Origin of the sequence: Pseudomonas sp. Ost2, from assembly GCF_018326065.1 — a bacterium.
Classification (GTDB): domain Bacteria; phylum Pseudomonadota; class Gammaproteobacteria; order Pseudomonadales; family Pseudomonadaceae; genus Aquipseudomonas; species Aquipseudomonas gingeri.
On sequence record NZ_AP021904.1, the window covers coordinates 7002820 to 7014120 of the forward strand.

At 60.5% G+C, this 11301-nt stretch carries 13 protein-coding genes and 1 pseudogene; 8 read left to right on the top strand and 6 right to left on the bottom strand.

Annotated elements, in window-relative coordinates; genetic code table 11:
• Positions 1–23 precede the first annotated feature (23 nt).
• Complete coding sequence (locus tag KI243_RS31140) at positions 24–1199, bottom strand: tetratricopeptide repeat protein (RefSeq protein WP_177128265.1); 1176 nt, start codon at positions 1197–1199, stop codon at positions 24–26.
• A 231-nt stretch (positions 1200–1430) separates the two neighbouring features.
• On the opposite strand from KI243_RS31140, the gene KI243_RS31145 reads away from it, so the two are divergent.
• The 6 genes and pseudogenes from KI243_RS31145 (at position 1431) to KI243_RS31170 (ending at position 4224) form a co-directional block, all read left to right on the top strand.
• Complete coding sequence (locus KI243_RS31145; protein WP_212810264.1) at positions 1431–2168, top strand: hypothetical protein; 738 nt, start codon at positions 1431–1433, stop codon at positions 2166–2168.
• Positions 2169–2215: 47 nt separating this feature from the next.
• The gene (locus KI243_RS31150) at positions 2216–2386 is read left to right on the top strand and encodes a YhfG family protein (protein ID WP_085983767.1); all 171 of its coding nucleotides are present in this window, start codon (positions 2216–2218) and stop codon (positions 2384–2386) included.
• Positions 2387–2457: 71 nt separating this feature from the next.
• Positions 2458–2571, top strand: a pseudogene (locus tag KI243_RS33030) (Fic family protein); the annotation flags it as partial.
• Between the two features lie 490 nt (positions 2572–3061).
• On the top strand, positions 3062–3292 hold the full coding sequence (gene vapB / locus KI243_RS31160) for a type II toxin-antitoxin system VapB family antitoxin (RefSeq protein WP_042935145.1): 231 nt from the start codon (positions 3062–3064) through the stop codon (positions 3290–3292).
• Positions 3289–3702 (top strand): type II toxin-antitoxin system VapC family toxin, encoded by a 414-nt coding sequence (locus tag KI243_RS31165; protein WP_017125396.1) that lies wholly within the window; start codon positions 3289–3291, stop codon positions 3700–3702. Before vapB ends, KI243_RS31165 begins: the two co-directional genes overlap by 4 nt.
• 153 nt (positions 3703–3855) lie before the next feature.
• Entirely contained in the window at positions 3856–4224 is a 369-nt protein-coding gene (locus KI243_RS31170) for a DUF1493 family protein (RefSeq protein WP_177087131.1), read from the top strand.
• A 47-nt stretch (positions 4225–4271) separates the two neighbouring features.
• Here KI243_RS31170 and KI243_RS31175 read toward each other — a convergent pair whose 3' ends face one another.
• The 3 genes from KI243_RS31175 to KI243_RS31185 all read right to left on the bottom strand — a co-directional run bounded on the left by KI243_RS31175 (position 4272) and on the right by KI243_RS31185 (position 7455).
• Positions 4272–5819: a phosphoenolpyruvate carboxykinase gene (locus KI243_RS31175; protein WP_017125398.1), complete on the bottom strand. Its 1548-nt coding sequence runs from the start codon at positions 5817–5819 to the stop codon at positions 4272–4274.
• A gap of 179 nt (positions 5820–5998) precedes the next feature.
• On the bottom strand, positions 5999–6901 hold the full coding sequence (gene hslO, locus KI243_RS31180; RefSeq protein WP_017125399.1) for an Hsp33 family molecular chaperone HslO: 903 nt from the start codon (positions 6899–6901) through the stop codon (positions 5999–6001).
• A gap of 149 nt (positions 6902–7050) precedes the next feature.
• Positions 7051–7455 (bottom strand): S4 domain-containing protein, encoded by a 405-nt coding sequence (locus KI243_RS31185; protein WP_177087133.1) that lies wholly within the window; start codon positions 7453–7455, stop codon positions 7051–7053.
• 213 nt (positions 7456–7668) lie between these two features.
• Between KI243_RS31185 and KI243_RS31190 the strand changes: the two genes are divergently transcribed.
• Complete coding sequence (locus KI243_RS31190; RefSeq protein ID WP_212811265.1) at positions 7669–8151, top strand: ATP-dependent zinc protease; 483 nt, start codon at positions 7669–7671, stop codon at positions 8149–8151.
• Positions 8148–9053 (top strand): 30S ribosomal protein S6--L-glutamate ligase, encoded by a 906-nt coding sequence (gene rimK / locus KI243_RS31195; RefSeq protein WP_017125402.1) that lies wholly within the window; start codon positions 8148–8150, stop codon positions 9051–9053. The genes KI243_RS31190 and rimK overlap by 4 nt, the downstream gene beginning before the upstream one ends.
• A gap of 45 nt (positions 9054–9098) precedes the next feature.
• On the opposite strand, the gene KI243_RS31200 is transcribed toward rimK, so the two are convergent.
• Both KI243_RS31200 and ompR read right to left on the bottom strand, forming a co-directional pair.
• Entirely contained in the window at positions 9099–10412 is a 1314-nt protein-coding gene (locus KI243_RS31200; protein ID WP_177055827.1) for an ATP-binding protein, read from the bottom strand.
• A 114-nt stretch (positions 10413–10526) separates the two neighbouring features.
• The gene (gene ompR / locus KI243_RS31205; RefSeq protein WP_017125404.1) at positions 10527–11267 is read right to left on the bottom strand and encodes a two-component system response regulator OmpR; all 741 of its coding nucleotides are present in this window, start codon (positions 11265–11267) and stop codon (positions 10527–10529) included.
• Positions 11268–11301: the final 34 nt, after the last annotated feature.

Sequence of the window (11301 nt, forward strand, 5' to 3'; positions counted from 1 at the left end):
GTGGGCTTGGATCAGTTCGCTATTCAGCGATTCCTGACCCGCTCGATCGCCGTGTCGTACACCGGGTTGGCTTTCTGTTCCTTGGCCAGCTCGTAGTGACGCAGCGCGTCGGAGAACTGCCCGGCGTCTTCATAGATACGCGCAATGTTGTAGTAGGAACTGGCGCGCACGGTGTTCGCCGAGTTGCCGGATGCCAGGGCAACGGCCTTGCGGTTGGCCCAGATGGCTTCGGCGGTGTTGCCGGCCTTCTGGTACGCCAGGCCGAGGTTGCTGTAGGCCTGGCCGAAGCTGTTGTTCAGATCGATGGCCTGGCGGAAGAAGGCAATCGCCTGTTCCAGATTTCCAGCCTTGTAGGCTGCTTCACCTTTGACATTCAGCGCCTTCGCATCGGCCTGGGCCGTGGAACTGACGGCCACTTCGGCGACCGCCACCTTGTCGTCCAGCAACGGCGAGACTTCGTTCAGCACATCCTTGGCTTCCACGGTCACGCCGCTGAAGGTGTTGATGTCCTGGAAATCACCGTTGCCGGTCATGCGGAACACGGTCCACAGGTTGCCGCTGCGATTGGCCGGCACGTAGTAGGTACGAACCAGGGACTGGCCCATGTAGACAAACACCTTGGCCTGGCTATTGGACAACTGGCGCGAGCTCGGATTGCCGCCGTTGGTGAAGTCATGCACGGCATACACATAGCTTTCGCCATAGTGCTTCTTCTGCAGGGTGATGGTTTCCGGGCCATAGCTGTCGGTGTCATCCACATCCAGCTCGGCATCGTCGCCCCTCTGCTGTTCGAAGTAGATATTGTTGCCGGGGAAGATCATGTGGGAGTCGAGGTCAGCCGGGGTCTTGCCCCAGGTCAGCACCACGCGCAGGCCGTCGAGGCTCTGCATCACCGGGCTGATGGCGTAGGTCATGTCCTTGCACGGGCACTTGACCACCAGGTTGGAATAACCGGCCTTCTTGATGATCAGCAGGTTGCTGGCGTCATCGGCGAAGTTGGCGGCAAGGGTGACCTGGCCCTGGGCGTTGGTCTTGCCGACCACGTTCTGCTCGCCGTTGCGCTGCAACAGCACCTCGGCGTCGGCGATCTTCTGATCCTTGACCACGGCACTGAGTACTTCGATGGGCAATGATTCGGCCTGGACCGTCCATGCCGCGGCACACAACGACACCACCGAGGCCACGCGAAGCAGAGACATACTTAACTCCCTTTAAGTGCAAGTTCGAGCATCGGATGACGCCCGTAAAATTGCAGGGAAACATACCGATTTTTTGCCTGAAGTGTCTGACTTTCATAAGGGAAATTTCATTTTTGTGGAGCCGTCGTTACTGGCAAACGGCTATTTCGCGATTTAATCTGCAAATCTCCTCAAAGCCCATGAGAAAGCGCCGATAACCCGCTGACTCACCAAGGAAGGCAGCGGCGAACCATGCAACAACCACCTGAAGACGACGGCGTCATTCATTTCAAGCGCCTGCACCCCGAGCATTTCGATGTGGTGCTGGGATCGCACCCGACCCGGCAAAAGCCGCCACGTCCGGTTCGCCCCAGATCCTACGGCCTGTGGATACTGTTGCTGATCCTGCTGGGTATGCTCGGCTACATGGTGCACAGCCGCAACAGCAGTCATCGCCCGCCACAGAATGAACCGGTACCACAGCCTGCTGCCGAACCGCTGGCGACCGAGCCTGGCGTCCAGCCCGAAGCCCCGGCAGAGCCGCTGCAATTGCGGACCGAACCCAGCGCCAACCTCGCGCCACTGCCGGCGGAGCCCGTCGCCGCGCAAATCCAGGCACCGCCGCCCAAGGCCCAGGGACTGGTATCCGCCAGCTACCTGGCCGAGTACAAGGCCGACCTGAAGGCGCCCGAAGCCACCCATACGCGCCGGGGCGAAGTCGCCACCGTACTCATCCGCGAGTGGGACGGACGTAATCGCTACGCCGCGAAATGGCGCATCTTCAACAACGTCATCGACAATGCCAGCGTCTGCGCAAACTTCCCGACCACCTCCACGGAACATCGCGAATGCCGCAAGGCCGCCGAGGTGTTTTTCAAGGAACAGTGCGCGGAATGGGGCAAACGCTCGAACCGCGACAAGGACGAGCAAAGCAAGGGGATGCAGGCACGGTATTGCACGGCGATGCAGACGTATAGCCCGCAGGGGTGACCGTCTGTTTCCGCTACGCTTGGACCTTGTCCTTTGAGATAGAAATCATGAGCAAACTGACATTTCGGGAAAAGCAGGATCACTACAACAAGATCCGTCGATCAAACAGCCTGGCAAGCCTTCGTCTCGAAGGGTTCAACACTTCCCGTGCCGATGTCGATAAACCGCTCCCGACGATGGAAGCCGTTCTCAGCCAGTACCGTAGTATCTCCAACTGATGCCAGCCCAATACGGAATTGGTAAAAATCCGTATTGCGACCCCAGCACCCAGGTTCTGCGCAATCTCCCCCGCTCCGAGCTCATAGTCGAAATCGCGCAAACTTATGGAGACTTCAATGTCATTCACCCTTTTCGCGAAGGCAATGGACGAGCCCAGCGAGTTCTGTTCGAGAACATCATCGTAAAACCAGCGCCCACCAACGCCTCCAGGCCGCCAGCGACCTGCTGGAAGCCATGACCTGTGTCAGCCTCGACACCACCTGCGACAAAGACCTCCCCCATGTCACCAATGCCGCCTACCTGTTGGTGCGCGAAGGTTGTGTCCTGTTGCAGTTGGTTCAGCAGCGAACGATGGCATTGAGCAGGCAAGTCGCCCAGTAACATCACGACAAACAGGCCATTTCACAATAGGAAATGGCCTACTGATATTGTGGAATTCACAGCCCATTTTGAGAGTCTGGCTACGAGATTGAAGGTAAAAGCTGATCCACAGCCGGTGTCAGCACCGCCATTATTTCATTCGACCTTCTGACGCTGACTTTCATAGCCCGGAGGAAATACCTTCTGGAGGTAACCCGGTGACAATTCAGACGATGCCCGAGCTGGCATATGCCTTGCCTATGCAAAAAATCGACACTACACTGCATATGCCAGACATATGCAGGGGCGATATCATGCGCACAGTCTCAATTTTCAAGAACGGCAAAAATCAGGCGATACGCCTGCCAAATGACATGGCTTATGAAGGCGTAGGAGAACTGGAGATCACGCGCAATGGCGATGTGATCACCCTGCGCCCTGTGCGCCCCAGCTGGCAATCGCTGGCAGAGCTACCTGCGGCTGATGCTGACTTTCTACAAGAACGCCCGGACATCATCGGCGATGAAGGCAGGTTCAGTCTGTGACCACCTATATGCTCGATACCTGTATTTGCTCGTTCATCATGCGTGAACGCCCCGAATCTGTATTGAAGCGATTGGCAGCAGAAGTGGGTCGAAATAACCGGATCGTAATCTCTGCGATCACTTACTCAGAAATGCGCTACGGACAGATCGGCAAAAAAGCTTCCTCCAGGCACAAAATAATGATCGATGAGTTTGTGAAGCGCCTGGATGCGATCCTGCCGTGGGATCAGAACGCCGTGGACGCGACAGTCGAAGTGAGACGCCAACTGACGGATATCGGCTCGCTCATTGGCGGTAATGACACGGCCATCGCGGGCCACGCCATAGCCACGGGATGCAAGCTGATCACCAACAATCTACGTGAGTTCAGCCGTGTTACAGGGCTCGAATACGAAGACTGGGTTCATTGAGGCATTACCCGCCAGGTTTGTTGTGCAGGGTCAGGCCGATTGATAAAATTTCCGCAACGCATCTGCGTTGAATATTTGCCCAACGTCCAAGGCCCGCATCGATTCGTCTAGCGGGCCTTCGTGTTTTCGGGCTTCCACTGAGACACCTCCCCGATGATATTGGCCAGCAGCCTTCCAGACACCGAATTGATGAAACAACTGATCGAGTTGCTGGACGACGAGATCGGCTTGCCGGAGCACAAGTCCGTTGGCCTGCACACAGCCATCAATCTTGACCTGGGCTGCGACGGCAAGGATGCCAGTGAGTTGATGGAAGCACTGGAAGAACGATTCATCCTGGATCTCATCGACTTCGATCCCTATCGCTATTTCGAACCCGAAGGTTTCGATGTTTTCGCCAAACGTCGCACCAAGGTGCGCAGCCGCAAGGTCGCCCTGACCATCGGCATGCTCTATCAGGCCATCCGACAGAAACACTGGAACACAGCCGAACTGGAACGCCTCGTCGAAAAACGGGTATAAAAAAGCCGCCCCGAAGGGCGGCTTTTCAAACAGCTGGCAACCGATGCTTACAGCTTCGGACCCGCCGCCTTGATCGCGTCGCTCACGTCGAACTTCTTGAAGTTCTCGATGAACAGGCCTGCCAGGGCTTTTGCCGCTTCGTCGTAGGCAGCTTTGTCGGCCCAGGTGTTGCGTGGGTTCAACAGGCCGGTCTCGACGCCCGGTACGGCCAATGGCACGTCCAGGTTGACGGTGTCCAGGTGCTCGGTTTCAACGCCGATCAGCGCGCCGCTCTGGATCGCGGCAATCACGCCACGGGTGGTCGGGATGTTGAAGCGCTTGCCAACGCCGTAGCCGCCGCCGGTCCAGCCGGTGTTGACCAGGTAGACCTTGGAACCGAAACCACGGATACGCTTGATCAGCAGTTCCGCGTATTCGCCGGCCGGACGCGGGAAGAACGGCGCGCCGAAGCAGGTGGAGAAGGTCGACTTGATGCCGCCACCCGAACCCATCTCGGTCGAACCGACCAGGGCGGTGTAGCCGGACAGGAAGTGGTAAGCGGCCTGCTCTTCGCTGAGGATCGACACTGGAGGCAGTACGCCAGTCAGGTCGCAGGTCAGGAAGATCACGGCGTTCGGCTCGCCACCGAGGTTTTTCGGCGCGCGCTTTTCGATCAGTTCACGCGGGTAGGCCGCACGGCTGTTCTGGGTCAGGCTGCTGTCGGCGTAGTCGGCCTTCTTGTTGGCATCGAGCACGACGTTTTCCAGCACGGCGCCGTGCTGGATGGCTTTCCAGATCACCGGTTCGTTCTTCTCGGACAGGTCGATGCACTTGGCATAGCAACCGCCTTCGATGTTGAACACCACGCCCACGCCCCAGCCGTGTTCGTCGTCGCCGATCAGGTAGCGGCTTTCGTCAGCCGACAGGGTGGTCTTGCCGGTGCCCGACAGACCGAAGAACAGGGTCACGTCGCCCTCTTCACCCATGTTGGCCGCGCAGTGCATCGGCAGCACGTCGGCGGCCGGCAGCAGGAAGTTCTGCACCGAGAACATGGCTTTTTTCATTTCACCGGCGTAGCGCATGCCGGCGATCAGGACTTTCTTGGCCGCGAAGTTGAGGATCACGGTGCCATCGGAGTTGGTGCCGTCACGCTCGGGTACGCACTCGAACTCCGGAACGTTGAGGATCTGCCACTCGTCCTTGCCACCGGCGTTGTACTGGCCGGCTTCAGGGTTGATGAACAGGCAACGGCCGAACAGGTTGTGCCAGGCAGTACCGGTGGTCATCTTGACCGGCAGGTAGTGCGCAGGATCGGAACCTACGTGCACGTGGGAAACAAAACGCTCGCGCTCGCCGATAAAGGCTTCGACGCGGTTCCACAGGGCGTCGAACTTGTCGGCCGGGAACTTGCGGTTGATCGGGCCCCAGGCGATGGCATCCTGGGTGGAAGGCTCTTCTACGATGAAACGGTCTACCGGCGAACGACCGGTGCGGTGACCGGTCCGCACGACCAGCGCGCCGGTATCGGCGAGTTCGCCTTCACCACGAGCCAGGGCTTCCTTGACCAGATCATCGACACTCAGATCGGTGTACACGGCATTGTTTGCTTGCGTCATGAGATTCCCCGTCGGCCAGTGGCCGAGTGCTCCAAACGTTTTGTAGTAGAAAGTCGTGCACTACTACCGCGAAAAAAGTGGGCCGGATTATGCCAGAAAAGCCCAAAAAGAGTAGGGCCCTCCTGTCAGAACGCCTATTTTCCGGCGTTTGACAGGAGATTTACCTGTGCTGAAGCGTTTTAGTGACGAGTATCTGACGGGGTGTCGACCCCGGCACCGGCAAACAATTGGGCAATATCGGCCGCATCGAACAGATAACGCTGGTTGCAGAACTGGCAATCGATCTCCACGACACCGCCCCGTTCGACCACCAGTTCCTGGGCATCTTCCAGTCCCAGGCTGACCAGCGCGTTGCCCGAACGCTCGCGGGAGCAACTGCAGCGGAAGCTCAGCGGCTGGATATCGAACAGGCGCACAGCCTCTTCGTGATAGAGGCGATGCAGCACGGTTTCGTTGTCGAGGCCGAGCAGTTCCTCGGCGGTCAGGGTGGTGGCCAGGGCGGTGATGTGCTGCCAGCTGGCGGCACGCTCTTCTTCATCCTTGAGGCGGTCGGCCGGCAATTGCTGCAACAGCAGGCCACGGGCACGCTGGCCATCCGCGTTGAGCCAGAAACGGGTACCGACCTGCTGGGACATGACGAAGTAGTTGGTGAAGCACTCCGACAAGGTGGCGCCGTCGAGGTCGACGATCCCCTGGTAGCGCTGGCCCTGGATCGGGTCCACGGTCAGGGCCAGGACACCATTGGGCATCAGGTCGGCGAGGCTCGCACCGGGGGCGACCTGGTCCGCTTCATAGCGCGCCAGGCCGCGGATTTCGCGCTCGCTGGAGCACTCCACCATCAGCAGCGGCACCGCGCCTTCGGAACGGGCCTGGAGAATCAGCAGGCCGTCGAACTTCAAGGTGCCGACCAGCAGGGCGGCGGCGGCCATCAGTTCACCGAGCAGTTGCGCAACCGGTTCGGGATAGGGGTGCTTGGCCAGGACTTCGGCATAGCTGCGCTCCAGAGACACCAGTTCGCCACGGGTGTCGCTGTCATCGAAGATGAAGCGTTGGGTGTAATCGGTGTCCGGTAGATCTGACATAGGGTTCAATTCTGGAAGTAGGAATAAGGGCGTTCGGCTCAGGAAATATGAGCATTTTATGAACAAACAGGGTTCGAACCAAGCAACATGGGGGCGAATGTCGGCCAGTCAAGGACATGAGGTCCTCTAATAACCGTGCGAGCCGATAGTCAGTCGGCGCCGCTGCCGCGGAATTTGAACAGGTCGCGCCGCTGCTTCTTGCTCGGCTTGCCATCGGTGGTCAGCCCCAGGGCCCCGGCCTTGCGCTGGGCCGCGGCGGCTTCGCGCCGGGCGATGCTGGCTTCGGTTTCAGTGTAGAGCGCCTGCGCCTCCGGTGCGCCGCGCCGGACCACCGACAGCGCCTGCACCACCACGGTACGCTCGTCGAAGCCGACGCGAATCAGCAACTCGTCGCCCACATGGGGCTCCCTGGACGGTTTGCAGCGCTCGCCGCGACAATGCACCTTGCCGCTTTCGATCGCGTCCTTGGCCAGGGCGCGGGTCTTGTAGAAGCGCGCTGCCCATAACCACTTGTCGAGTCGAACCTTGTCGTCCGCTTCCGGTTTCTGCGCCACGGGGATTCCTCAAACTGAAATATTGCTGAACTGTACTACCGTTGCCGTCGAAGCTGAATGTCCCTGGCCAGTCTAGAATGCGGGGAGCCGGGCTGATTTCACGGCCTGATACAAGTCGCACAGATATCTGTCGCCATTTACCCATTATTCTGCGTGAATACCGCGATTATGGCCGCCTCGCGGCCTGAGCGGGTTTCTCACCGGTTGAGCATTTTGAAGACATTTGACCATTTGACTGTTGTAGGTCTGCGCGAGTGGGTGGCGCTCCCGGATCTGGGAGTCGCGGGCCTGCGGGCGAAGATCGACACCGGCGCCAGTACCTCCAGCCTGCATGGCACCGAAATCGAGCCGTTCGAGCGCGACGGAGAGAAGTGGGTGCGCTTCACCGCCCACCTGGGCAGCTTGGTGCAATTGCGCCATCGGCGCTGCGAAGCCCCGTTGCTGGCCATGAAAACCATCAAAAGCTCCAACGGCCATGCCCAGGTGCGCTATGTGATCGCGACCACCCTGGCCATGGGAGACAAGGTCTGGCAGGTGCAATTCACCCTCGCCTGTCGCAAGGCCATGCGTTATCGCCTGTTGCTGGGTTCCAAAGCTCTGATCGACGGTCAGCTGGTGGTCAATCCGGGCCAGAAATACGTTCAAGACAAGCCGGTTTTCCCGGTCACTACTACCTCTGCCACAGGTGTTGCATGAAGATCGCTGTGCTGTCGCGTAACCCGCGTCTGTATTCCACTCGTCGCCTGGTCGAAGCCGGTGTCGAGCGTGGCCATGAGATGGTAGTGGTCGATACCCTGCGCGCCTATATGAACATCGCCAGCCACAAGCCGCAGATCCACTATCGCGGCAAGCCGCTGGAGGGTTTCGACGCGGTGATCCCACGGATCGGTGCTTCGGTGACCTTCTATGGCTGCGCGGTGTTGCGCCAGTTCGAAATGATGGGGGTCTTCCCCCTCAACGAATCGGTGGCGATTGCCCGTTCGCGGGACAAGCTGCGCTCGCTGCAATTATTGTCGCGCCGCGGGATCGGCCTGCCGGTCACCGGTTTCGCCCACTCGCCGGACGATATCCCCGACCTGATCGAGATGGTCAACGGCGCCCCGCTGGTGATCAAGGTGCTGGAAGGCACCCAGGGTATCGGCGTGGTGCTGTGCGAGACGGCGACGGCGGCGGAGTCGGTGATCGAGGCCTTCATGGGCCTGAAGCAGAACATCATGGTCCAGGAATACATCAAGGAAGCCGGCGGTGCGGATATCCGCTGCTTTGTGGTCGGCGACAAGGTGATCGCGGCGATGAAGCGCCAGGCCAAGCCGGGCGAGTTCCGCTCCAACCTGCACCGTGGCGGCAGCGCCAGCCTGATCAAGATCACCCCGGAAGAACGCATGACCGCGATACGCGCGGCCAAGGTGATGGGCCTGAGCGTGGCCGGGGTGGATATCCTGCGTTCCAATCACGGACCGCTGGTGATGGAGGTGAACTCGTCTCCGGGCCTGGAGGGGATCGAGGTCACCACCGGCAAGGATGTGGCGGGAATGATCATCCAGCACATCGAGAAAAATGGCGGGCCGAACATGACCCGCACCAAGGGCAAGGGCTGATCGTCTATTCAGATCCGCGCTGCACGGCTATCCGGCCAAGGCCGGCTAGACCGCGTCGCGCGGCAGCATCAGGCCCAACGGCAGACGAACCCGCGCTTCCAGGCCCCCACCGGAGCGGTTGCGCAGTTCGACATTGCCGCCATGCATCGAGGCGATCCGCTTGACGATCGCCAGGCCCAGGCCGGTGCCCTTGCCGCCACGGGCCTTGTCGCCCCGGGTGAAGGGGTTGAAGATTCCTTCCAGTTCGGCCGGATCGATACCCGCGCCACGGTCCATGACACTCAGGACCACGTAGGGCGCACTGGTATCTCCCGACACATAGGCCGCCACTTCCACGCCCTCTCCGGCATGGTTGAGGGCGTTGCCGATCAGGTTGTTCAGCAGCCGCTTCATCGATACCCGCCGCAGGGGGAACGGCTGGATCGGCTGCAGGCGCATGCGCACCCGCTCTTCGTTCTGGTTGTAGGGCATCACCACCTCGCGCACGAGGTCGCTGAGGTCCACTTCTTCCACCGACTCGTCGCGGCCGTCGCGGATGAATGCGAGGAACTGGTCGAGAATGGCGTCCATGTCCTCGATATCCCGCACCATGTCTTCGCTGAGGTCGCTGTGGTCGCCCATCAGCTCCAGGGACAGGCGCAAGCGCGTCAGCGGCGTGCGCAGGTCGTGGGAAACCCCGGCCAGCATCAGCTCCCGTTCGCGCCCCGCCTGCTCGACGTCCTCGGCCATCTGGTTGAAGGCGCTGTATACCTCGGTCATTTCGCTCGGGGTGTCACTGATCGGCAGGCGCACGCTGCGACCCTGGCCCAGTTGCCGCGCGGCAAAGACCAGGCGCTTCAACGGCTGGTTGAGCTGGCTGACGAAGATCCACGCCGATGCCGTGGACAGCAGGCCGATGGCCAGGAACCAGCCCAGCACACTCCAGATCTTCTGCCCGCGTAGCGGATGCGGATACAGCGGCACCTTCAACCAGCCCGCGCCCAGGCTCGGCGCCCGCACCCACAAGGCCGGCGGCGCATGCATGCGCAGGCGGACCTCGGTATCGGCACCCAGCTCGGCCTGCATCTGGCGCTGGTAGATTTCACTGTAGGGCCAGTGCTGCTCGCCTTCCGGCACGCCACCACTGACCACGCGGATCAGGCCGGCCGCATCGGCGATCTTGTCGCGGTCGTCTTCATCCGCGGCCCAGTAGGCCCGCAGGGTCAGGGCCACGCCGTGGCTGTACTGGCGATCCACCAGGACGTCCTCGTTCATCAGCAGGTAGACCAGGGTCAGTGCCTTGGAGAACAACACCACGATGAGCACCAGCCAAAGGGTGCGCGAGAAGAAACTTTGGGGAAACCAGAGAGGGGTTTTCATAGACAGCCGCTACATACTTTGCAGGAGCGAGCAGGCGGGCTCGCACAATTGTGGATCGCGACTTGCCCGGGCGGCTTTCGCACACCCGGGCAACCCGCTCCTACAAATCACCGGTCACTTGGTTGCAGCGCCATCCGGCACGAACACATAACCCACGCCCCAGACGGTCTGGATATAGCGCGGCTTCGACGGGTCCGGTTCGATCATGCGACGCAGGCGGGAAATCTGCACATCGATGGAACGCTCCAGCGCATCCCATTCCCGCCCACGGGCCAGGTTCATCAGCTTGTCGCGGGTCAGCGGTTCGCGGGCATGCATCACCAGGGCCTTGAGCACGGCGAATTCGCCGGTGGTGAGCATGTGCACTTCGTCGCCGCGCTTGAGTTCGCGGGTGGCGAGGGACAGCTCGTAGTCGCCGAAGGTGACGCTCTCGTCTTCGCTGCCCGGAGCGCCCGGAACCGGAGCCGCCTGACGCCGCAGCACGGCCTTGACCCGCGCCATCAGTTCGTCGGGGTTGAACGGCTTGGCCAGGTAATCGTCGGCGCCCAGTTCCAGGCCCTTGATCCGGCTCAGCTCGTCGCCCTTGGCGGTCAGCATGATGATCGGCACCTGGTTGTTCGCCGCGCGCAGGCGACGGCAGGCCGTCAGGCCGTCTTCGCCAGGCAGCATCAGGTCGAGGACCACCAGATTGAACACTTCACGCGCCAGCAGACGGTCCATTTGCTCGGTGTTGGCCACCGCGCGGGCACGATAGCCCTTGCTGGTGAAAAAACGTTCCAGCAGGCTGCTCAGCCCCGGATCGTCATCCACGATGAGAATTTTTTCGCCTTCAGCAGTTTGTGCAGTGCTGCTCATGGGTTGCTCCTTTGATCTCGGCGCGCATTATGGG

Bases quoted from the DNA above. Each gene is read 5' to 3' on its own strand.
- KI243_RS31140 (WP_177128265.1), bottom strand. From the start codon at position 1,199: ATGTCTCTGCTTCGCGTGGCCTCGGTGGTGTCGTTGTGTGCCGCGGCA.
- KI243_RS31145 (WP_212810264.1), top strand. From the start codon at position 1,431: ATGCAACAACCACCTGAAGACGACGGCGTCATTCATTTCAAGCGCCTG.
- KI243_RS31150 (WP_085983767.1), top strand. From the start codon at position 2,216: ATGAGCAAACTGACATTTCGGGAAAAGCAGGATCACTACAACAAGATC.
- vapB (WP_042935145.1), top strand. From the start codon at position 3,062: ATGCGCACAGTCTCAATTTTCAAGAACGGCAAAAATCAGGCGATACGC.
- KI243_RS31170 (WP_177087131.1), top strand. From the start codon at position 3,856: ATGATATTGGCCAGCAGCCTTCCAGACACCGAATTGATGAAACAACTG.
- KI243_RS31175 (WP_017125398.1), bottom strand. From the start codon at position 5,819: ATGACGCAAGCAAACAATGCCGTGTACACCGATCTGAGTGTCGATGAT.
- hslO (WP_017125399.1), bottom strand. From the start codon at position 6,901: ATGTCAGATCTACCGGACACCGATTACACCCAACGCTTCATCTTCGAT.
- rimK (WP_017125402.1), top strand. From the start codon at position 8,148: ATGAAGATCGCTGTGCTGTCGCGTAACCCGCGTCTGTATTCCACTCGT.
- KI243_RS31200 (WP_177055827.1), bottom strand. From the start codon at position 10,412: ATGAAAACCCCTCTCTGGTTTCCCCAAAGTTTCTTCTCGCGCACCCTT.
- ompR (WP_017125404.1), bottom strand. From the start codon at position 11,267: ATGAGCAGCACTGCACAAACTGCTGAAGGCGAAAAAATTCTCATCGTG.